Genomic DNA, 17,712 nt, shown 5'->3' with positions numbered 1-17,712 from the left:
GACACTCAGGGTGTACAAGCCTAAAATTGCCGACCTTCGACAGGCCGGGCCGCACCCGGCCTGTCGTTTATTCTAATCAGGAAGTGAGCGTTTCCTATGGCGACGATCAATCAGCTGGTCCGTAAGGGGCGTAAGCGCCGTGTGGCCAAGAGCAACGTTCCAGCGCTGGAGGCTTCGCCTCAGAAGCGCGGCGTCTGCACTCGGGTCTACACCACTACGCCGAAAAAGCCGAACTCGGCGCTGCGTAAAGTCGCGCGCGTGCGGCTTACCAACAACTACGAGGTGAGCTCCTACATCGGTGGTGAGGGGCACAACCTTCAAGAGCACTCCGTTGTTCTTATTCGGGGTGGTCGTGTCAAGGACTTGCCGGGTGTGCGCTACCACGTGGTTCGTGGTGCGGCGGATACCGCCGGGGTCGACAAGCGCCGCCAGGGCCGTTCCAAGTACGGCGCCAAACGGCCCAAGTCCTGATCGGCCACGCGGTCGGCAGTCCGGTTTTCTCAAGGGTTAGGTAAAGACCATGCCGAGAAGAAGAGAGGTTCCCAAGCGTAAAGTTCTTGCGGATCCGAAGTACGGAAGCGAGTTGTTGACCAAGTTCGTCAACATGGTCATGCGCGACGGCAAGCGTTCCGTCGCGGAGCGGATCATGTACGGCGCGCTTGAGCGCATTGAGAGCAAGGGTCACGAGACGCCCATGGAGGTGCTCGAGACTGCGCTGGAGAATGTCCAGCCGAAGGTCGAGGTGAAGTCCCGCCGCGTGGGCGGTGCCACCTACCAAGTGCCGGTGGAAGTGCGCCCCGAGCGTCGTACCACCCTGGCCATGCGCTGGCTGCTCGACGCTGCTCGCAAGCGCGGTGAGACCACCATGGCGCTGCGTCTGGCCGGCGAGATGCTGGATGCTGCCGAGAGCCGTGGGTCCGCCGTGAAGAAGCGTGAGGACACGCACCGTATGGCGGAGGCCAACAAGGCCTTCTCCCATTATCGCTGGTAAGCAACGCCAACCGGGGTATTAGCTGTGGCACGCAAGACACCCATTAATCGGTATCGCAACATTGGCATCATGGCGCACATCGATGCCGGCAAGACGACTGCGACCGAACGCATCCTGTTCTACACCGGCATCTCCCACAAGATCGGGGAGACCCACGAGGGCGCCGCGACGATGGACTGGATGTCGCAGGAGCAAGAGCGTGGGATCACCATCACCTCTGCCGCGACGACTGCGTTCTGGCAGGGTATGGACCAGCAATACCCCCAGCACCGGATCAACATCATCGACACCCCCGGGCACGTGGACTTCACCATCGAGGTGGAGCGCTCCCTGCGGGTTCTGGATGGTGCGATCGCGGTGTTCTGTGCGGTTGGTGGTGTGGAGCCCCAGTCGGAGACGGTGTGGCGGCAGGCCACCAAATACGAAGTGCCGCGCATGGCGTTCGTCAACAAGATGGACCGTGCCGGCGCTAACTTCGGGCGCGTCGTCGAGCAGATCCGCACCCGGCTCAACGCCAACGCCGTTCCGCTGCAGTTGCCGATCGGTGCCGAGGACGAGTTCAAGGGCGTTGTCGACCTCATCCGCATGAAGGCGATCTACTGGAACGAGGATGACATGGGCGCGACCTATGAGCAGACCGACGTTCCGGCCGAGCTCGCCGACCAGGCGGCCGAGGCCCGCGAATTCCTGATGGAAGCCGCGGCCGAGGCGGACGAGGAGCTCATGGAGAAGTACCTCGAAGAGGGTGAGCTCACCGTCGAGGAGATCAACAAGGGCATCCGCGTCGGCACCCTCGCCAACGAGATCGTTCCGGCGTTCTGCGGCAGTGCGTTCAAGAACAAGGGCGTCCAGGCGCTGTTGGACGGCGTCATCGAATACCTTCCCTCCCCGGTGGACGTGCCGGCGATCGAGGGTGAGTTGGACGATGCCGAAGGGACCGTTGCCTCTCGGCAGGCGGGCGACGACGAGCCGTTCGCCGCCCTGGCGTTCAAGATCGCGACCGACCCCTACGTGGGCACGCTGACCTTCTTCCGCGTGTACTCTGGCGTGGTGCAGACGGGCGATACCGTCTACAACCCGGTGAAGGGCAAGAAGGAGCGGCTGGGCCGTATCGTCCAGATGCACGCCAACTCCCGCGAGGAGATCAAAGAGGTGCGTGCGGGTGACATCGCCGCTGCGGTTGGCCTGAAGGATGTCACCACCGGCGATACCCTGTGCGACATCACCAACAAGATCACCCTGGAGCGCATGGAGTTCCCGGACCCGGTGATCTCCGTCGCGGTGGAGCCCAAGACCAAGGGCGACCAGGAGAAGATGGGTATGGCCCTGGGCAAGCTCGCCCAGGAGGATCCGTCCTTCCAGGTTCGTACCGACGAAGAGTCAGGCCAGACCATCATCTCCGGGATGGGTGAGCTGCACCTGGATATCATCGTCGACCGCCTGAAGCGCGAGTTCAAGGTCGAGGCGAACGTCGGCGCGCCGCAGGTGGCGTACCGCGAGACCATCCGCAAGACCGTCGAGCAGGAAGGCAAGTTCGTGCGCCAGTCCGGCGGCCGCGGTCAGTACGGCCATGTTCATCTGCGGATCTCGCCGCAGGAGCGCAACGCCGGCTACGAGTTCAAGAATTCCATCGTCGGGGGCGTTGTTCCGAAGGAATACATCCCGTCCGTCGACAAGGGTGCCTTTGAGGCGCTGGAAAATGGTATCCTCGCCGGCTACCCGGCTATCGACATCAAGGTAGAGCTCTACGACGGCTCGTATCACGATGTCGACTCCTCCGAAGCGGCGTTCAAGATCGCCGGTTCGATGGCGATGAAAGAGGGCTTCATGAAGGCCGATCCGGTCCTTCTGGAGCCGATCATGCGCGTCGAGGTCGTTACCCCGGAAGAGTACATGGGTGACGTAATGGGTGACCTCAACCGGCGTCGCGGTACCGTCCAGGGTATGGAAGATGGCCCGTCCGGCAAGATCATTCGGGCGCAGGTGCCGCTGAAGGAGATGTTTGGCTATGCCACTGATCTCCGGTCCGCGACCCAGGGCCGTGCGTCCTATGTGATGTTCTTCGACGAATACCAGGAAGCGCCGGCCAGCATCGCCGACGAGATCGTCAAAAGCGCATCCTGAAGCGAAGCAAAATTTATACGGGCGGGCGCTGGTCGCCCGGGCAAATAAGTAACGAGGTGTGTCGTGTCCAAGAGCAAGTTTGAGCGTAAGAAGCCACACGTAAACGTAGGGACCATTGGTCACGTGGACCATGGTAAGACGACGCTGACGGCGGCGATGACGGTGGTGCTGGCGGAAGCGTTTGGCGGTGACGCCCGGGCCTTTGACCAGATTGACAACGCGCCGGAAGAGAAGGCGCGTGGTATCACGATTGCGACGGCGCACGTGGAGTACGAGACCAACGAGCGTCACTATGCGCACGTGGACTGCCCGGGTCACGCGGACTACGTGAAGAACATGATCACGGGTGCGGCGCAGATGGACGGTGCCATTCTGGTGGTATCGGCTGCTGATGGTCCGATGCCGCAGACCCGTGAGCACATCCTGCTGGGTCGCCAGGTGGGTGTGCCGTACATCGTGGTCTACCTGAACAAGGCGGACATGGTGGACGACGAGGAGCTGCTCGAGCTGGTGGAGATGGAGGTTCGGGAGCTGCTGAGCGATTACGACTTCCCGGGTGACGACACCCCGGTGATCACCGGTTCGGCGCTGAAGGCGCTGGAGGGTGATGAGTCGGAGATTGGCAAGCCGTCGATCATCAAGCTTGCCGAGGCGATGGATGAGTACATTCCGACGCCTGAGCGTCCGGTGGATCAGCCGTTCCTGATGCCGATTGAGGACGTGTTCTCGATCTCGGGTCGGGGCACGGTGGTGACCGGTCGTGTGGAGCGTGGTGTGATCAAGACCGGCGAAGAGGTGGAGATTGTGGGTCTGAAGGAGACCCAGAAGACCACCTGCACGGGTGTTGAGATGTTCCGCAAGCTGCTGGACCAGGGCGAGGCGGGCGACAACATTGGTGCGCTGCTGCGTGGTACCAAGCGTGACGAGGTGGAGCGTGGTCAGGTGCTGTGCAAGCCTGGGAGCATCACGCCGCACACCAAGTTTGAGTGTGAGGTGTATGTTCTGAGCAAGGACGAGGGTGGTCGTCACACGCCGTTCTTTAACGGTTACCGTCCGCAGTTCTACTTCCGTACGACGGACGTGACGGGCTCCTGCGAGCTGCCTGAGGGCGTGGAGATGGTGATGCCGGGTGACAACGTCAAGATGACGGTGACCCTGATTGCCCCGATCGCCATGGAAGACGGGCTGCGTTTCGCGGTTCGCGAGGGCGGCCGCACCGTGGGTGCCGGCGTCGTCGCCAAGATCATCGAGTAAAATCATGGCGAATCAGAGAATCCGAATTCGGCTGAAGGCGTTCGATCATCGCTTGATCGATCAGTCTGCGCGAGAGATCGTAGAGACTGCCAAGCGGACCGGGGCGCATGTAAAGGGCCCGATCCCATTGCCAGTGAAGAAAGAAAAGTTTACGATCCTCATCTCCCCGCACGTTAACAAGGACGCGCGGGATCAGTACGAGATCCGCACGCATAAGCGTCTGATGGATATCATCGATCCCACCGATAAGACGGTCGATGCCCTGATGAAGCTCGATCTCGCCGCTGGCGTAGACGTTCAGATCAAGCTTTACTGAACCCGTCCGTCAAAGCCTATGCCGCCCCGCCGCACTCGCCGGCGGGGGGTACGCTTTGTTGATAGGAGTTAATCATGTCTATCGGAATAGTCGGCCGCAAAGCCGGCATGACGCGCGTCTTTACCGAAGACGGCGCGTCTGTGCCGGTTACGGTTATTGAGGCATCGCCGAACCGGGTGACCCAGGTTCGTACCCCGGAGCGCGATGGCTACAGCGGAATCCAGGTCACGGCCGGTAGCCGCCGGGCCAACCGCGTCAGCAAGCCGCTGGCAGGCCATTTCGCCGCCGCGGGTGTTGATGCCGGGCGTGGCGTGTGGGAGTTCCGCCTGCAGGACGGCCAGGCCATCGAAATCGAGGCAGGTGGCGAGCTCACCGTAGAGGGCTTCGAGGCGGGCCAGGTGGTCGACGTCACTGGCACCAGTAAGGGTAAGGGCTTCGCCGGTACCGTGAAGCGCCATAACTTCAGCACCCAGGACGCCACCCACGGGAACTCGCTGGCGCACCGTGCGCCGGGTTCCATCGGGCAGAACCAGACCCCCGGGCGCGTCTTCAAGGGCAAGAAGATGGCCGGCCAGATGGGTAACAAGCGCAACACCGTCAAGAACCTTGAGGTGGTGCGTGTTGACACGGAGCGCCATCTCCTCCTGGTCCGGGGCTCCGTTCCCGGCGCGGTGGGCAGTGATGTCATCGTGCGCCCCGCGCGCAACCAGCGAAAGAAGGGGGATAGCTGATGGAACTTCAGCTTACGAACGCGCAGGGTCAGGCCGACGGCTCGGTGCAGGTGGCGGATGCGGCCTTTGCTGACCGGTTCCGCGAGGCGCTGATCCATCAGGTGGTCGTGGCCTACCTGGCTGGCGCCCGCGCCGGCACCCGCGCGCAGAAGACGCGCGCGGAAGTTCGGGGCGGTGGCGCCAAGCCCTGGCGGCAAAAAGGCACCGGCCGGGCCCGTGCGGGCACGATCCGTAGCCCGATCTGGGTCGGCGGTGGCCGCGCTTTCGCGGCCAAGCCGCAGGATCATGGGCAGAAGGTCAACAAGAAGATGTACCGCGGCGCGATCCGCTCCATCTTCTCTGAGCTGGCACGCCAGGAGCGCCTGGTGGTCGTCGAGTCGGTCGGGGTCGACGCCCCCAAGACCGCCCAGCTCGCGGAGCGGCTCTCTCAGCTCGGCGTGGAGAGGGCGCTGATCGTGGCCGACGAGGTGGATCAGAACCTCTATCTGGCCGCGCGGAATCTGCCGGGCGTGGACGTCCGGGACGTCCCGGGTCTCGACCCGGTCAGCCTGGTCGGCGCCGAGCAAGTGGTGATCACCGTTCAGGCCCTGCGTCAGGTTGAGGAGTGGCTGTCATGAGAGTTGAGCGTTTGTACGAGGTTGTGCGAGCTCCGCACATCTCCGAAAAGAGCACTTTGGCAGCCGAGGAACGCAACGAAGTCGTGTTCAAGGTCGCCGTCGACGCGCGCAAGCCGGAGATCCGGCAGGCTGTGGAACAGCTGTTCGACGTCAAGGTCCGCGATGTGCGCACCGTCAAGATGAAGGGGAAGCGCAAGCGCTTCGGCCGGCTTGAGGGCAAGCGGCCCGGCTGGAAAAAGGCCTACGTCACCCTGGAAGAGGGTAACGAGATCGACTTCCTCGGCGGGGCCGAGTAACGTTCACGGGCAGCGGCAGGCTGCCCCAGACTGGAACGGGCAGAATAATGGCACTGGTTAAGGCAAAACCGACTTCTCCGGGGCGCCGCTTCGTAGTGACGGTGCGGAACAAGGAGCTCCATGCCGGGGCACCTTACGAGCCGCTGGTCGAGAAAAAGACCCGCAAGGGCGGTCGGAACAATACCGGCCGGATTACCACGCGTCACCGTGGCGGCGGCCACAAGCAGCGCTACCGGGTGATCGACTTCCGGCGGGACAAGGTCGGTATCCCCGGCCGGGTCGAACGCCTGGAATATGATCCCAATCGCAGTGCGAATATCGCATTGGTACTTTATCGGGACGGCGAGAGAAGGTATATTATCGCGCCTCGCGGCGTCTCGACCGGCACGGAAGTCGTTTCGGGCATTGAGGCGCCGATCAAGCCGGGCAATGCCCTGCCCCTTCGGAACATTCCGGTGGGTACGCAGGTGCATTGTATCGAGCTGCGGCCGGGTAAGGGTGCGCAGCTGGCCCGCTCGGCGGGTGCGGGCGCGCAGCTGGTGGCCCGCGAGGGGCGTTACGCCACGTTGAGGCTCCGCTCCGGCGAGATGCGCCAGGTACTCGCGGAGTGCATGGCCACCGTTGGTGAGGTAGGTAACTCTGAGCACGCGCTGCGTTCTCTCGGCAAGGCCGGCGCCACGCGCCACAAGGGTATTCGTCCCACCGTTCGCGGTGTCGCGATGAACCCGGTAGATCACCCGCACGGTGGTGGTGAGGGCCGGACGTCCGGTGGCCGCCACCCGGTATCTCCGTGGGGTGTCCCTACCAAGGGTCACAAGACCCGCACCAACAAGCGCACCGACAAGTTCATTGTGCGCCGTCGGAAACGCTAAGGATTAACGAGGGTCGTCTACCGTGCCACGTTCAGTCAAAAAGGGTCCGTTCGTTGATGGCCACCTTCTGCAGAAGGTGGAAAAGGCGCGCGAGAGCAACAGCAAGCGGCCGATCAAGACCTGGTCGCGGCGGTCTATGGTCCTCCCCCAAATGGTGGGCCTGACTATCGCCATCCATAACGGTCGCCAGCATGTTCCGGTGCTGATCAACGAGAACATGGTCGGCCACAAGCTCGGTGAGTTCGCAGCGACCCGCACGTATCGCGGTCACGCGGCGGACAAGAAGTCCAAGTAGGGGTAAGGCATGGAAACTTCCGCCAAACTCAGGTTCTCGCGTATTTCGCCGCAGAAGACCAGGTTGGTCGCGGACCAGGTGCGCGGGCTGCCGGTTGAGAAGGCTTTAGAGATTCTCGAGTTCAGCCCGAAGAAGGCTGCTGCCATCGTTCGCAAAGTGCTCGATTCGGCGGTCGCCAATGCTGAGCACAATGATGGCGCTGACATCGACGCGCTGCGCGTATCGCGCATCTTCGTGGATGAAGGGCCGATGCTCAAGCGGATTCGCCCGCGAGCGAAGGGGCGGGCCAACCGCATCCTGAAGCGGACCAGCCACATCACCGTCACGGTGGCAGAGCAGCAGTAAAGAGGGGCCGTAATGGGGCACAAAGTACATCCTACGGGTTTTCGTCTCGGTGTCACCGAAGACTGGCGGTCCATGTGGTACGCCGGGAGCAGCAACTTCGGTGAGTATCTGAACACCGACCTGAAGGTGCGCAACTTCATCCGTAAGAAGTTGGCGCACGCCTCGGTGAGCCGGATCCGCATCGAACGGCCCGCGAAAAACGCGCTGGTGACCATCCACACCGCCCGGCCCGGCATTGTGATCGGCAAGAAGGGCGAGGATATCGACCGGCTGCGCGGCCAGGTTGCCCGGCTGATGGGTGTGCCGGTGCACATCAACATCGAGGAGATCCGCAAGCCGGAGCTCGATGCCAAGCTGGTGGCCGAGAGCGTGGCGCAGCAGCTGGAACGGCGCATCATGTTCCGGCGCGCGATGAAGCGGGCCGTCGGCAACGCCATGCGCCTGGGGGCGCAGGGCATCAAGGTGCACGTTTCCGGGCGCTTGAACGGGGCGGAGATTGCCCGCAGCGAGTGGTATCGGGAAGGGCGCGTGCCCCTGCATACGCTCCGCGCGGATATCGACTACGGGGTCGCCGAGGCCCACACGACTTATGGCGTAATCGGCGTCAAGGTCTGGGTCTTCAAGGGCGAGATCATCGACACTGACGCACAGCCGGCGGCTGGCGGTGAAGGCGCCCGGCCGGGCAAGGGTTGAAGTCATGTTACAGCCGAAGAGAACTAAATTTCGGAAACAGCAGAAGGGCCGTAACCACGGTCTGGCGAGTCGCGGGAATTCCGTCTCCTTCGGTGAGTTCGGGCTCAAAGCCGTGACCCGGGGCCCGATCACGGCCCGGCAGATCGAGGCCGGTCGTCGCGCCATCAACCGTCACGTCAAGCGTGGCGGCAAGGTGTGGATCCGGGTGTTCCCGGACAAGCCGATCACGGCCAAGCCCCTGGAGGTCCGTCAGGGTAAGGGTAAGGGCAACGTGGATCACTGGGCCTTCCCGGTCCAACCCGGCCGTGTGCTCTACGAGATCGAGGGCGTATCCGAGGAGCTTGCGCGCGAGGCCTTCCGCCGCGCGGCCGCAAAGCTGCCGGTTAAGACCACCTTTGTGCAGCGGACGGTGCTGTGATGAAAGCGAACGAACTCAGAGAGAAAGACACCAATGCTCTGCAGGCGGAGCTCGGTGAGCGCCTCAAAGAGCGGTTCAACCTGCGGATGCAGCAGGCAACGGGTCAGCTGGCGCGGCCGGATCAGCTCAAGAAGGTTCGTCGCGATATCGCCCGGATCCAGACCGTGCTCAACGAGAAGACTGCAGGTAAGGCGTGATGACTGAGAATCAGAAGGTAACTCGGAACCTCCAGGGCCGGGTAATCAGCAACAAGGCCGACAAGACCATCACGGTGCTGGTGGAGCGGCGGGTTCGTCATCCGCTTTACGGGAAATATATCCGGCGTTCCTCCAAGATGCACGCCCACGACGAGAGCAATGAGTGCCGCGTGGGGGATGTGGTCTCCATCGAGCAGTGCCGGCCGATCTCTAAGAGCAAGGCCTGGCGGCTCGTCAAGGTTCTGGAGCGCGCGGCTCAGTGAGCGCGCGGTAGTCTCGGCCCCAGCGGCCGCAGTGCGGACACAGATAGCGGGATTTCGCCATGATTCAGATGCAGACCACCCTGGGTGTTGCCGACAACTCCGGCGCGCGCCAGGTCCAGTGTATCAAGGTGCTCGGGGGTTCCCGACGCCGCTACGCCGGCATCGGCGACATTATCAAGGTGAGCGTCAAGGATGCGATCCCGCGGGGGCGGGTGAAGAAGGGCGAGGTGTACAACGCCGTCGTCGTTCGCACCCGCAGCGGCGTGCGCCGTCCTGATGGCTCCGTAATCCGTTTTGACGGCAATGCTGCCGTGCTGCTGAACAACCAGCTTCAGCCCATTGGTACCCGCGTATTCGGGCCGGTGACAAGGGAACTGCGCAGCGAGAAGTTCATGCGCATCATCTCCCTGGCGCCCGAGGTTCTTTGAAGAGGTAGTCATGCGCAAGATCAGGCAAGGCGACGAGGTCGTCATCATCGCCGGCAAGGACAAAGGCCGTCGCGGGCGCGTCATTCGGGTTTTCCCAGACCAGGAGAAGGTCCTGGTCGAGAACGTGAACGTGGTTAAGCGCCACCGCAAAGGCAACCCGCAGCAAGGGGAGGCCGGCGGCATTATCGAGCAGGAAAAGCCGGTCCATCAGTCCAACGTGGCGCTCTTTAACCCGGCGACGGAAAAGGGCGATCGGGTTGGTATCCGGGTGCTTGAGGACGGGACCAGAGCCCGTTACTTCAAGTCGAACAACGAACTGGTCGACGGGTAAGGTGCGGTGATGGTCAGGCTGCAAGAACAGTATCAGGCCGAGGTGAAGAGCGCGCTTTTGGAGCGCTTCGGCTACGAAAACGTCATGGAGATTCCGCGGCTCACCAAGGTCACCCTGAACATGGGGCTTGGCGAGGCGGTGCGCGACAAGAAGGTCCTGGAGAGCGCGCAGGCCGAGCTGGCGGAGATCACCGGTCAGAAGCCGATCCTGACCTATGCGCGGAAGTCCGTGGCCGGGTTCAAGATCCGCGATGGCTGGCCGATCGGTTGCAAGGTCACGTTGCGCCGTGAGCGGATGTACGAATTCCTCGACCGGTTCGTCAACGTGGCTGCACCCCGCATCCGCGACTTCCGCGGCTTCAACCCGCGGTCCTTTGATGGCCGGGGCAATTACAACCTCGGTGTCCGGGAGCAGCTGATTTTCCCGGAGATCGACTACGAGAAAGTGGACGCCGTGCGCGGTATGGACATCACCATTACCACTACGGCGAAGACCGACGAGGAAGGTCAGGCCCTCCTCGAAGGCTTCAACTTCCCGTTCCGCAAGTAAACAGACGAGATAGGTTCCGGCGATGGCAAAGGTTTCGATGGTTGAGCGCGAGCGCAAGCGGCAGCGCGCGGTTCGCCGCTATGCAGCCAAGCGCGAGGCGCTGAAGGCAATTATCAACAGCGTTGATGCCACCCAGCAGGAGCGGTTCGAGGCGCAGCTGAAGCTTCAACAGCTGCCGCGTGACTCCAGCCCTGTCCGGGGGAGAAACCGCTGCCGTGTCACTGGCCGCCCGCGCGGCTATTACCGGAAGTTCGGGCTGGCGCGGAACAAACTTCGCGAGGCCGCCATGAATGGCGAGATCCCTGGGCTGGTCAAGTCCAGCTGGTAAGCCGGTCCGCGCTACCCACACAGGCAGGTAAAACCATGAGCATGACCGATCCGATTGCTGACATGCTGACCCGTATCCGCAACGCGCAACGCGCGGAGAAAGCGGAGGTCAGCATGCCGTCATCCAAGATCAAGCAGGCTATCGCCGGTGTCCTCAAAGACGAAGGCTATGTCGAGTCGTTTGAGGTGGTTGGCGATGAGAAAAAGCCGGAGCTTAAGCTGAGCTTGCGTTATTACCAGGGCGAGCCCGTGATCCGGGAGTTGCAGCGGGCCTCCCGGCCTGGTCTCCGGCTGTTCAAGGACAAGGCGTCCCTGCCCCAGGTACGTAATGGGCTGGGTGTCGCGATTGTCTCCACTTCGAAGGGCGTGATGACCGACCGTGCCGCCCGTGAGGCCGGGCACGGTGGTGAGGTGCTCTGCTACGTCTTCTAAGGCAGGTTGAATAATGTCGAGAGTAGCGAAACGACCCGTCAAGGTGCCGTCCGGAGTGGAGGTCAAGCTTGACGGGCAGCAACTGAAGGTGAAGGGCCCGAAAGGGGAGCTGAGCTGGACGGTGCACGATTGGGTGGCCGTTGAGCAGGCGGACGGGGAGCTGCGTGTCCAGGCCCAGTTGGACGACCGCCGCGCCGTGGCGCTGGCAGGTACAACCCGCGCGCTGCTGAATAACATGGTGACCGGTGTCAGCACCGGCTTCGAGCGCAAGCTTGAGCTGCGCGGCGTCGGTTACCGCGCCCAGGTGCAGGGGGCCAACCTGAACCTGACGCTGGGGTTTAGTCACCCGGTCGCGTACGAGATCCCGCAGGGGATCACGATTGAAGCGCCCAGCCAGACCGAGATCGTCGTCAAGGGCGCCGATAAGCAGCAGGTCGGTGAGGTGGCGGCACAGATTCGAGCATTCCGTCCGCCGGAGCCCTACAAGGGCAAGGGCGTTCGCTACGCGGATGAACGCGTGGTCCTCAAGGAAGCCAAGAAGAAGTAGGCAGGTTCAGGCGTATGGATAAGAAAGCAACCCGTTTGCGGCGTGCGCGCCGGGCCCGCGCCAAGATCGCTGAGCTCAAGGTGCACCGGTTGACCGTGCACCGCACGCCGCGACACATGTATGCGCAGATCGTCGCGCCGGAAGGGGGCCGGACCCTGGTGGCCGCCTCCACGGTCGAGAAGGACCTGCGTGGCCGGTCCGAAGGGACCGGGAACTGCTCGGCGGCTGCCGAGATTGGCAAGCTCATCGCTGAGCGCGCCAAGGCAGCGGGCATTGAGCGCGTGGCCTTCGACCGCTCCGGCTTCAAGTACCACGGCCGGGTGAAGACGTTGGCAGATGCCGCCCGCGAGGCCGGCCTGCAATTCTAATCAGGGGCAGGATTCATGGCGAATACTGACGCACAGAGTGACGGCCTTCGCGAAAAGCTCGTCGCGATCAACCGCGTAGCCAAGGTCGTAAAAGGCGGCCGGCAGTTTGGCTTCACCGCGCTGGCGGTCGTTGGCGATGGCGAGGGCAAAGTGGGCTTCGGTTACGGCAAGGCCCGTGAGGTCCCTGCCGCCATCCAAAAGGCGATGGAGAAGGCCCGTGCCAACATGAAGCAAGTTCATCTCGACGGTGGCACGCTGCAGTACCCGGTGACCGCTAACCACGGCTCCAGCAAGGTCTACATGCAGCCCGCCTCCGCGGGTACCGGGATCATCGCGGGCGGTGCCATGCGCGCGGTCTTCGAGGTGGTCGGCGTACAGGACGTTCTGGCCAAGGCCATCGGTTCGCGTAACCCGATCAATGTGGTGCGGGCGACTATCAATGGCCTGACCCAGGTCGATTCCCCGGACGCGGTCGCGGCCCGTCGCGGCAAGAAGGTTGAGGACATCGTAGGCTAGCCATGACGACTCAAAAGCAGCTCAAGGTGACCCAGACGCGCAGCACCATCGGGCGACTCGCGAGCCACAAGGCTTGCGTCGCCGGGTTGGGCCTGCGGCGGATCAATCACAGCGTGGTGGTGGCCGATACCCCGGAAAACCGTGGGATGATCAACAAGGTGGCCTACCTCCTGAACGTCGAGGAGTGCTGAGATGCGACTGAATACGCTTAGCCCTGCAGAGGGCAGCCGCCCGGATGCCAACCGTGTGGGCCGCGGTGCGGCCACCGGGAACGGCAAGACCGCCGGCCGGGGCCACAAGGGGCAGCACAGCCGCTCCGGTGGTTTCACCAAGGTCGGCTTCGAAGGCGGCCAGATGCCGTTGCAGCGGCGCGTACCGAAGGTCGGGTTCCGCTCCCGCAAGGCGTTGCGGAATGCCGAGGTGCGGCTTTCTGAGCTGAACGGCGTCGAGGGCGACACGATTGACCTGCTCAGCCTGAAGCAGGCTGGCGTGATCAACCACGGTGTCCGCACCGCGAAGATCATTGCGTCCGGTAAGGTCGAGCGGGCCGTGACCGTGAGGGGCGTCGGCGTGACCAAGGGTGCGCGCGAGGCCATCGAAGCAGCTGGCGGAAAGGTAGAGGCGTAAGTGGCCACCGGCGGTAGCAATGCGGCGGCGCTGGGCGGCCTCGGTAAGCTTACCGAGGTCCGGCAGCGCCTGGTGTTCGTGCTGTTGGCGCTTATCGTCTATCGCATTGGCACGCACATCACGATTCCCGGCATCGATCCCGATGCGCTGGCTGCCATGGTGGAGCAGCAGCGCGGGACGATCCTGGAGATGTTCAATATGTTCGCGGGTGGGGCGCTCGAGCGGCTCTCCATTTTCGCGCTCGGCATCATGCCGTACATCTCCTCCGCCATCATTATGCAGCTGCTCACCGCGGTCATTCCGACGCTGGAGCGGCTTAAGAAAGAGGGTGAGGCGGGGCGCCGGAAGATAACGCAGTACACCCGGTACGGTGCGCTGGCGTTGGCCATCTTCCAGGGTATCGGGATCAGCATTGCGCTGCAGAGCCAAGGGGTCGCTGCGACACCCGGGCCGGCCTTCGTCTTTATCAGCACGGTGACGCTGGCTACCGGGACGATGTTCCTGATGTGGCTTGGCGAGCAGGTGACGGAGCGGGGTATCGGTAACGGTATCTCGATCATCATCTTCGCCGGGATCGTGGCGGGCCTACCCAGCGCGATCGGCGGCACCCTGGAGTTGAACCGCACGGGCGAGATCGGCGCTGGGGTTATTCTGGCACTGGCTGTCCTCGGCGTGGCGGTGGTGAGCTTTGTTGTCTTTGTCGAGCGAGGGCAGCGCCGCATCACGGTAAATTACGCCCGGCGGCAACAGGGCCGAAAGATGTACCAGGCCCAGAGCAGCCATCTGCCGCTGAAGCTGAACATGGCTGGGGTGATCCCGCCGATTTTCGCATCGAGCATCATCCTGTTCCCCTCGACGTTGGGGCAATGGGTTGGCGAGGGCGCAGGCATTGGTTGGCTGGGGCCGCTGGCGGCGACACTGAGTCCCGGGCAGCCCCTGTATGTCGGGTTCTATGCGGTTGCGATCATCTTTTTCTGTTTCTTCTATACCGCGTTGGTGTTCAACGCACGGGATACGGCGGACAACCTGAAACGGTCCGGCGCCTTTATTCCGGGTATCCGTCCCGGGGAGCAGACAGCGAAGTATATCGACGGGGTGATGAGCCGCCTCACGTTCTGGGGTGCGATCTACATCACTGCAGTGTGCCTGCTCCCGGAGTTCCTGATCCTTTACTGGAATGTCCCGTTCTACTTTGGTGGGACGTCGTTGCTGATCATTGTCATCGTCATCATGGATTTCATGGCGCAGCTCCAGGCGCACCTGGTTTCTCACCAGTATGAGCCCCTGATGAAGAAGGCAAACCTGAAGGGACAGGGTCCCGCCGGCGGTGGGCTCCTCCGATGAGTCCGGGCGCCCTCGGGTGCTACCGGGGGCGCGCTTAACGGGATTTTCTGATATGCTTCGCGCCCACCCGGATCCGGGCAGGCGGGTGAATGGCTTTGGTTTTGGAGACGAATCATGAAAGTACGTGCGTCGGTCAAGAAGATCTGCCGCAACTGCAAGATCATTCGCCGCAACGGTGTGGTGCGAGTGATCTGCTCGGATGGTCGCCATAAGCAGCGGCAAGGCTAAGCGGCCGGTATTGCAGCAGGCCTATTGGTTTAGATACAATCGCGGGTTTTCCGCGGACTGAGACTGGGAGAGAGGGTTCATGGCCCGTATTGCAGGTGTCAACATTCCCGTCCACAAGCACGCCTGGGTGGCGCTGACCTCCATTTACGGCATCGGCCGTACCCGGGCCAAGGCCATCTGTGATGATGCAGGCGTGCCGCGGGACCGCAAGGTGAAGGAGCTGACTGAGCAGGAGCTCGAGGCGATTCGCTCCGCCATCGGCAAGTTCGAGGTGGAAGGCGATCTTCGTCGCGCCGTTGCGATGGATATCAAGCGGTTGATGGATCTGGGCTGCTATCGCGGCATCCGTCACCGTCGTGGTCTCACGGTGCGTGGGCAGCGCACCCAGACCAACGCCCGCACCCGCAAGGGCCCGCGGCGCGGTCCGGCAGGCAAGTAAAAGCCTGGGTGCCCAGCGGGGCAGGGCCTTAAAGGGTTCGAGTGAATCTTCAAGATCAGGATTTAGCAAATGGCGAAAGCAGCGACCCGGTCACGCAGTAAGCGGGCCAAGCGTACGGTGGTTGACGGTATCGCGCATATCAACGCGACCTTCAACAACACGGTCATCACGATCACCGATCGTCAGGGCAACGGGCTGGCCTGGGCCAGCGCTGGCGGCAGTGGTTTTCGTGGCTCCCGGAAGAGCACGCCCTTTGCGGCCCAGGTTGCTTCCGAGCGGGCCGGTCGGGCAGCTCTGGACTACGGTCTGAAGAACCTGGAGGTCCGGGTCAAAGGGCCGGGGCCGGGGCGTGAGTCGGCGGTACGCGCCCTTAACGCCGTGGGCTACCGGATCACCAATATCTCTGACGTGAGCCCTATCCCGCACAACGGCTGCCGGCCGCCCAAGAAGCGCCGCGTCTGATCCAGGAGTAAATCATGGCAAGGTACATCGGTCCCACGTGTAAGCTGGCCCGTCGAGAGGGTACAGACCTCTTTCTGAAGAGCGGGGTTCGTCCGCTCGACAGCAAGTGCAAGCTGGATCAACCCCCGGGGCCCAAGGTTCAGCGCCGCAGCCGGATGTCCGACTACGGGCTGCAGTTGCGCGAAAAACAGAAGGTGCGTCGGATCTACGGCGTGCTGGAGAAGCAGTTCCGGAACTATTACAAAGAGGCGGCACGCCAGAAGGGTGCTACCGGCACGGTCCTGCTGCAGCTTCTGGAAAGCCGGCTCGACAACGTGGTCTACCGTATGGGCTTTGCCAGTACTCGCGCCGAAGCGCGCCAGCTGGTCAGTCATCGCGGCGTCACGGTGAATGGACGGGTGGTCAACGTGCCGTCCATGCAAGTGAAGCCGGGCGAAGTGGTCGGGGTCAAGGAGAAGGCGCAGAAGCAGCTGCGTGTGCAGGCTGCGCTGGAAATGGCGCAGCAGCAAGGCCTTCCGGCATGGGTCGAGGTCGAGCCCAAGAAGTTCGAGGGGACCTACAAAGCCCGCCCGGACCGCGCTGACCTGAGCGCTGAGATCAACGAGTCGCTCATCGTCGAGCTGTACTCCAAGTAATGCCGTCGCGGGCGCTCCGGCGCCCGTGCGTCCAGTCGTAGAGAGGTTTCACCGATGCAGGGGACCTTCAGGGATTTCCTCAAGCCGCGCACCGTCGATATCCAGGAACAGGGGGAGCGCCGCGCCAAGATCGTGCTGGAGCCCCTTGAGCGGGGTTTCGGCCACACGCTGGGTAACGCCCTGCGCCGGGTGCTGCTCTCCTCCATGCCGGGCAGCGCCGTTGTCCAGGCAGAGATAGAGGGCGTGGAGCACGAGTACAGCAGCATGGAAGGGGTTCAGGAGGATGTCGTCGACATCCTGCTCAACCTGAAGTCTCTGGCCGTGCGCATGCACGATCGGGAAGAGGCGGAGATTTCGCTGGAAGTGCAGGGGCCCGGGCCGGTGAAGGCCGGCGATATCGAGGGCGCGCACGACGTCGAGGTGAAAAACCCCGATCTGGTGATCTGTAACCTGACCAAGGACGTCGCCTTCAAGGCGAAGTTGGTGGTGGCCCGCGGTCGCGGCTACGAGCCGGCGACCCAGCGCGAGGGTGAAGAGGATCGGGTCATCGGGCGGCTCCAGCTCGACGCAAGCTACAGCCCGGTCAAGCGCGTCGCGTACACGGTGGAAAGTGCGCGGGTCGAGCAGCGGACCAACCTGGACAAGCTCGTGCTGGACGTAGAGACCAACGGGGTCCTCGAGCCCGAAGAGGCCGTCCGGCTGGCAGCGGGCCTGCTTCGGGATCAGCTGTCGGTCTTTGTGGATCTCGAAGGCGGGGAGTTCGAGGCGGAGCAGGAGGAAAAGGAGCCCGAGGTGGATCCGATTCTGCTGCGGCCTATCGACGAACTGGAGCTCACCGTGCGCTCGGCCAACTGCCTGAAGGCGGAGAGCATCCACTATGTCGGCGACCTTGTGCAGCGCACCGAGGTTGAATTGCTGAAGACACCAAACCTGGGCAAGAAGTCCCTGACCGAGATCAAGGAGACGCTGGCCTCCCATGGGCTGTCCCTTGGTATGAGGCTGGAGAACTGGCCGCCGGCGGGTCTGGGCGACGATCGCGTGGCGGGCTGAAGCCCGGTCGGAAACCG

The 17,712-nt window shown here is 63.0% G+C and carries 31 protein-coding genes; all 31 read left to right on the top strand.

Annotated elements, in window-relative coordinates; all coding sequences use genetic code 11:
* Positions 1–96 precede the first annotated feature (96 nt).
* The 31 genes from rpsL to DFR31_RS05860 all read left to right on the top strand — a co-directional run bounded on the left by rpsL (position 97) and on the right by DFR31_RS05860 (position 17,695).
* Complete coding sequence (rpsL, locus tag DFR31_RS06010) at positions 97–471, top strand: 30S ribosomal protein S12 (protein ID WP_011628203.1); 375 nt, start codon at positions 97–99, stop codon at positions 469–471.
* Positions 472–520: 49 nt separating this feature from the next.
* Positions 521–991 (top strand): 30S ribosomal protein S7, encoded by a 471-nt coding sequence (rpsG, locus tag DFR31_RS06005; RefSeq protein ID WP_121441709.1) that lies wholly within the window; start codon positions 521–523, stop codon positions 989–991.
* A gap of 24 nt (positions 992–1,015) precedes the next feature.
* On the top strand, positions 1,016–3,115 hold the full coding sequence (fusA, locus tag DFR31_RS06000; RefSeq protein ID WP_121441708.1) for an elongation factor G: 2,100 nt from the start codon (positions 1,016–1,018) through the stop codon (positions 3,113–3,115).
* Positions 3,116–3,178: 63 nt separating this feature from the next.
* On the top strand, positions 3,179–4,369 hold the full coding sequence (tuf, locus tag DFR31_RS05995) for an elongation factor Tu (RefSeq protein WP_121441707.1): 1,191 nt from the start codon (positions 3,179–3,181) through the stop codon (positions 4,367–4,369).
* 4 nt (positions 4,370–4,373) lie between these two features.
* Positions 4,374–4,685, top strand: coding sequence for a 30S ribosomal protein S10 (rpsJ, locus tag DFR31_RS05990; RefSeq protein ID WP_011628206.1), 312 nt, complete (start codon positions 4,374–4,376; stop codon positions 4,683–4,685).
* A 74-nt stretch (positions 4,686–4,759) separates the two neighbouring features.
* Positions 4,760–5,416 carry a 50S ribosomal protein L3 gene (gene rplC, locus DFR31_RS05985; protein WP_121441706.1) on the top strand — a complete coding sequence of 219 codons (657 nt, stop codon included), beginning with the start codon at positions 4,760–4,762 and terminating at the stop codon, positions 5,414–5,416.
* A complete protein-coding gene (gene rplD, locus DFR31_RS05980) occupies positions 5,416–6,033 on the top strand; it encodes a 50S ribosomal protein L4 (protein ID WP_121441705.1) in 618 nt (205 codons plus the stop codon). Before rplC ends, rplD begins: the two co-directional genes overlap by 1 nt.
* Positions 6,030–6,329: a 50S ribosomal protein L23 gene (gene rplW / locus DFR31_RS05975; RefSeq protein WP_121441704.1), complete on the top strand. Its 300-nt coding sequence runs from the start codon at positions 6,030–6,032 to the stop codon at positions 6,327–6,329. Before rplD ends, rplW begins: the two co-directional genes overlap by 4 nt.
* A 47-nt stretch (positions 6,330–6,376) precedes the next feature.
* Positions 6,377–7,201, top strand: a complete 825-nt coding sequence (gene rplB / locus DFR31_RS05970; protein ID WP_121441703.1) for a 50S ribosomal protein L2 — start codon at positions 6,377–6,379, stop codon at positions 7,199–7,201.
* 22 nt (positions 7,202–7,223) lie between these two features.
* A complete protein-coding gene (rpsS, locus tag DFR31_RS05965; protein WP_121441702.1) occupies positions 7,224–7,496 on the top strand; it encodes a 30S ribosomal protein S19 in 273 nt (90 codons plus the stop codon).
* A 9-nt stretch (positions 7,497–7,505) separates the two neighbouring features.
* Positions 7,506–7,841 (top strand): 50S ribosomal protein L22, encoded by a 336-nt coding sequence (rplV, locus tag DFR31_RS05960; protein ID WP_121441701.1) that lies wholly within the window; start codon positions 7,506–7,508, stop codon positions 7,839–7,841.
* Between the two features lie 12 nt (positions 7,842–7,853).
* Positions 7,854–8,534 (top strand): 30S ribosomal protein S3, encoded by a 681-nt coding sequence (rpsC, locus tag DFR31_RS05955; RefSeq protein WP_121441700.1) that lies wholly within the window; start codon positions 7,854–7,856, stop codon positions 8,532–8,534.
* 4 nt (positions 8,535–8,538) lie between these two features.
* Complete coding sequence (gene rplP / locus DFR31_RS05950; RefSeq protein ID WP_121441699.1) at positions 8,539–8,952, top strand: 50S ribosomal protein L16; 414 nt, start codon at positions 8,539–8,541, stop codon at positions 8,950–8,952.
* Complete coding sequence (gene rpmC, locus DFR31_RS05945) at positions 8,952–9,149, top strand: 50S ribosomal protein L29 (RefSeq protein WP_121441698.1); 198 nt, start codon at positions 8,952–8,954, stop codon at positions 9,147–9,149. Before rplP ends, rpmC begins: the two co-directional genes overlap by 1 nt.
* Positions 9,149–9,412, top strand: coding sequence for a 30S ribosomal protein S17 (gene rpsQ / locus DFR31_RS05940; RefSeq protein WP_121441697.1), 264 nt, complete (start codon positions 9,149–9,151; stop codon positions 9,410–9,412). The genes rpmC and rpsQ overlap by 1 nt, the downstream gene beginning before the upstream one ends.
* Positions 9,413–9,471: 59 nt before the next feature.
* Positions 9,472–9,840: a 50S ribosomal protein L14 gene (gene rplN, locus DFR31_RS05935; RefSeq protein WP_121441696.1), complete on the top strand. Its 369-nt coding sequence runs from the start codon at positions 9,472–9,474 to the stop codon at positions 9,838–9,840.
* A 10-nt stretch (positions 9,841–9,850) separates the two neighbouring features.
* Positions 9,851–10,171, top strand: coding sequence for a 50S ribosomal protein L24 (rplX, locus tag DFR31_RS05930; RefSeq protein WP_121441695.1), 321 nt, complete (start codon positions 9,851–9,853; stop codon positions 10,169–10,171).
* Positions 10,172–10,180: 9 nt separating this feature from the next.
* The gene (rplE, locus tag DFR31_RS05925) at positions 10,181–10,720 is read left to right on the top strand and encodes a 50S ribosomal protein L5 (protein WP_121441694.1); all 540 of its coding nucleotides are present in this window, start codon (positions 10,181–10,183) and stop codon (positions 10,718–10,720) included.
* Between the two features lie 22 nt (positions 10,721–10,742).
* Entirely contained in the window at positions 10,743–11,048 is a 306-nt protein-coding gene (rpsN, locus tag DFR31_RS05920; RefSeq protein ID WP_121441693.1) for a 30S ribosomal protein S14, read from the top strand.
* A gap of 35 nt (positions 11,049–11,083) precedes the next feature.
* The gene (rpsH, locus tag DFR31_RS05915) at positions 11,084–11,479 is read left to right on the top strand and encodes a 30S ribosomal protein S8 (protein WP_121441692.1); all 396 of its coding nucleotides are present in this window, start codon (positions 11,084–11,086) and stop codon (positions 11,477–11,479) included.
* Positions 11,480–11,492: 13 nt separating this feature from the next.
* Complete coding sequence (gene rplF, locus DFR31_RS05910) at positions 11,493–12,026, top strand: 50S ribosomal protein L6 (protein WP_121441691.1); 534 nt, start codon at positions 11,493–11,495, stop codon at positions 12,024–12,026.
* Between the two features lie 14 nt (positions 12,027–12,040).
* On the top strand, positions 12,041–12,394 hold the full coding sequence (gene rplR / locus DFR31_RS05905) for a 50S ribosomal protein L18 (protein ID WP_121441690.1): 354 nt from the start codon (positions 12,041–12,043) through the stop codon (positions 12,392–12,394).
* 15 nt (positions 12,395–12,409) lie between these two features.
* Positions 12,410–12,910, top strand: coding sequence for a 30S ribosomal protein S5 (gene rpsE, locus DFR31_RS05900; RefSeq protein WP_121441689.1), 501 nt, complete (start codon positions 12,410–12,412; stop codon positions 12,908–12,910).
* A 2-nt stretch (positions 12,911–12,912) separates the two neighbouring features.
* Positions 12,913–13,101 carry a 50S ribosomal protein L30 gene (rpmD, locus tag DFR31_RS05895; RefSeq protein WP_121441688.1) on the top strand — a complete coding sequence of 63 codons (189 nt, stop codon included), beginning with the start codon at positions 12,913–12,915 and terminating at the stop codon, positions 13,099–13,101.
* Position 13,102: 1 nt separating this feature from the next.
* Positions 13,103–13,537, top strand: a complete 435-nt coding sequence (gene rplO / locus DFR31_RS05890; RefSeq protein ID WP_121441687.1) for a 50S ribosomal protein L15 — start codon at positions 13,103–13,105, stop codon at positions 13,535–13,537.
* Positions 13,538–14,881, top strand: a complete 1,344-nt coding sequence (gene secY, locus DFR31_RS05885; protein ID WP_121441686.1) for a preprotein translocase subunit SecY — start codon at positions 13,538–13,540, stop codon at positions 14,879–14,881.
* Between the two features lie 114 nt (positions 14,882–14,995).
* Positions 14,996–15,109: a 50S ribosomal protein L36 gene (gene rpmJ, locus DFR31_RS05880; protein WP_121441685.1), complete on the top strand. Its 114-nt coding sequence runs from the start codon at positions 14,996–14,998 to the stop codon at positions 15,107–15,109.
* Between the two features lie 79 nt (positions 15,110–15,188).
* Positions 15,189–15,548, top strand: a complete 360-nt coding sequence (gene rpsM / locus DFR31_RS05875) for a 30S ribosomal protein S13 (RefSeq protein WP_121441684.1) — start codon at positions 15,189–15,191, stop codon at positions 15,546–15,548.
* 69 nt (positions 15,549–15,617) lie between these two features.
* Positions 15,618–16,010 (top strand): 30S ribosomal protein S11, encoded by a 393-nt coding sequence (rpsK, locus tag DFR31_RS05870; protein WP_121441683.1) that lies wholly within the window; start codon positions 15,618–15,620, stop codon positions 16,008–16,010.
* Positions 16,011–16,024: 14 nt separating this feature from the next.
* On the top strand, positions 16,025–16,645 hold the full coding sequence (gene rpsD, locus DFR31_RS05865; protein ID WP_121441682.1) for a 30S ribosomal protein S4: 621 nt from the start codon (positions 16,025–16,027) through the stop codon (positions 16,643–16,645).
* A 54-nt stretch (positions 16,646–16,699) separates the two neighbouring features.
* The gene (locus DFR31_RS05860; RefSeq protein ID WP_121441681.1) at positions 16,700–17,695 is read left to right on the top strand and encodes a DNA-directed RNA polymerase subunit alpha; all 996 of its coding nucleotides are present in this window, start codon (positions 16,700–16,702) and stop codon (positions 17,693–17,695) included.
* Positions 17,696–17,712 lie beyond the last annotated feature (17 nt).

Origin of the sequence: Alkalispirillum mobile, from assembly GCF_003664325.1 — a bacterium.
GTDB classification, from domain to species: domain Bacteria; phylum Pseudomonadota; class Gammaproteobacteria; order Nitrococcales; family Halorhodospiraceae; genus Alkalilimnicola; species Alkalilimnicola mobilis.
Note: the sequence above shows the minus strand (reverse complement) of the source record. Positions and strands in the feature narration are given on the sequence as shown.

Excerpts from the sequence above, each read along its gene's own strand:
- rpsL (WP_011628203.1), top strand. The coding sequence starts at position 97 with ATGGCGACGATCAATCAGCTGGTCCGTAAGGGGCGTAAGCGCCGTGTG.
- rpsG (WP_121441709.1), top strand. The coding sequence starts at position 521 with ATGCCGAGAAGAAGAGAGGTTCCCAAGCGTAAAGTTCTTGCGGATCCG.
- rpsJ (WP_011628206.1), top strand. The coding sequence starts at position 4,374 with ATGGCGAATCAGAGAATCCGAATTCGGCTGAAGGCGTTCGATCATCGC.
- rplC (WP_121441706.1), top strand. The coding sequence starts at position 4,760 with ATGTCTATCGGAATAGTCGGCCGCAAAGCCGGCATGACGCGCGTCTTT.
- rplD (WP_121441705.1), top strand. The coding sequence starts at position 5,416 with ATGGAACTTCAGCTTACGAACGCGCAGGGTCAGGCCGACGGCTCGGTG.
- rplW (WP_121441704.1), top strand. The coding sequence starts at position 6,030 with ATGAGAGTTGAGCGTTTGTACGAGGTTGTGCGAGCTCCGCACATCTCC.
- rplB (WP_121441703.1), top strand. The coding sequence starts at position 6,377 with ATGGCACTGGTTAAGGCAAAACCGACTTCTCCGGGGCGCCGCTTCGTA.
- rplV (WP_121441701.1), top strand. The coding sequence starts at position 7,506 with ATGGAAACTTCCGCCAAACTCAGGTTCTCGCGTATTTCGCCGCAGAAG.
- rpsC (WP_121441700.1), top strand. The coding sequence starts at position 7,854 with ATGGGGCACAAAGTACATCCTACGGGTTTTCGTCTCGGTGTCACCGAA.
- rplP (WP_121441699.1), top strand. The coding sequence starts at position 8,539 with ATGTTACAGCCGAAGAGAACTAAATTTCGGAAACAGCAGAAGGGCCGT.
- rpmC (WP_121441698.1), top strand. The coding sequence starts at position 8,952 with ATGAAAGCGAACGAACTCAGAGAGAAAGACACCAATGCTCTGCAGGCG.
- rpsQ (WP_121441697.1), top strand. The coding sequence starts at position 9,149 with ATGACTGAGAATCAGAAGGTAACTCGGAACCTCCAGGGCCGGGTAATC.
- rplN (WP_121441696.1), top strand. The coding sequence starts at position 9,472 with ATGATTCAGATGCAGACCACCCTGGGTGTTGCCGACAACTCCGGCGCG.
- rplX (WP_121441695.1), top strand. The coding sequence starts at position 9,851 with ATGCGCAAGATCAGGCAAGGCGACGAGGTCGTCATCATCGCCGGCAAG.
- rplE (WP_121441694.1), top strand. The coding sequence starts at position 10,181 with ATGGTCAGGCTGCAAGAACAGTATCAGGCCGAGGTGAAGAGCGCGCTT.
- rpsN (WP_121441693.1), top strand. The coding sequence starts at position 10,743 with ATGGCAAAGGTTTCGATGGTTGAGCGCGAGCGCAAGCGGCAGCGCGCG.
- rpsH (WP_121441692.1), top strand. The coding sequence starts at position 11,084 with ATGAGCATGACCGATCCGATTGCTGACATGCTGACCCGTATCCGCAAC.
- rplF (WP_121441691.1), top strand. The coding sequence starts at position 11,493 with ATGTCGAGAGTAGCGAAACGACCCGTCAAGGTGCCGTCCGGAGTGGAG.
- rplR (WP_121441690.1), top strand. The coding sequence starts at position 12,041 with ATGGATAAGAAAGCAACCCGTTTGCGGCGTGCGCGCCGGGCCCGCGCC.
- rpsE (WP_121441689.1), top strand. The coding sequence starts at position 12,410 with ATGGCGAATACTGACGCACAGAGTGACGGCCTTCGCGAAAAGCTCGTC.
- rpmD (WP_121441688.1), top strand. The coding sequence starts at position 12,913 with ATGACGACTCAAAAGCAGCTCAAGGTGACCCAGACGCGCAGCACCATC.
- rplO (WP_121441687.1), top strand. The coding sequence starts at position 13,103 with ATGCGACTGAATACGCTTAGCCCTGCAGAGGGCAGCCGCCCGGATGCC.
- rpmJ (WP_121441685.1), top strand. The coding sequence starts at position 14,996 with ATGAAAGTACGTGCGTCGGTCAAGAAGATCTGCCGCAACTGCAAGATC.
- rpsM (WP_121441684.1), top strand. The coding sequence starts at position 15,189 with ATGGCCCGTATTGCAGGTGTCAACATTCCCGTCCACAAGCACGCCTGG.
- rpsK (WP_121441683.1), top strand. The coding sequence starts at position 15,618 with ATGGCGAAAGCAGCGACCCGGTCACGCAGTAAGCGGGCCAAGCGTACG.
- rpsD (WP_121441682.1), top strand. The coding sequence starts at position 16,025 with ATGGCAAGGTACATCGGTCCCACGTGTAAGCTGGCCCGTCGAGAGGGT.
- DFR31_RS05860 (WP_121441681.1), top strand. The coding sequence starts at position 16,700 with ATGCAGGGGACCTTCAGGGATTTCCTCAAGCCGCGCACCGTCGATATC.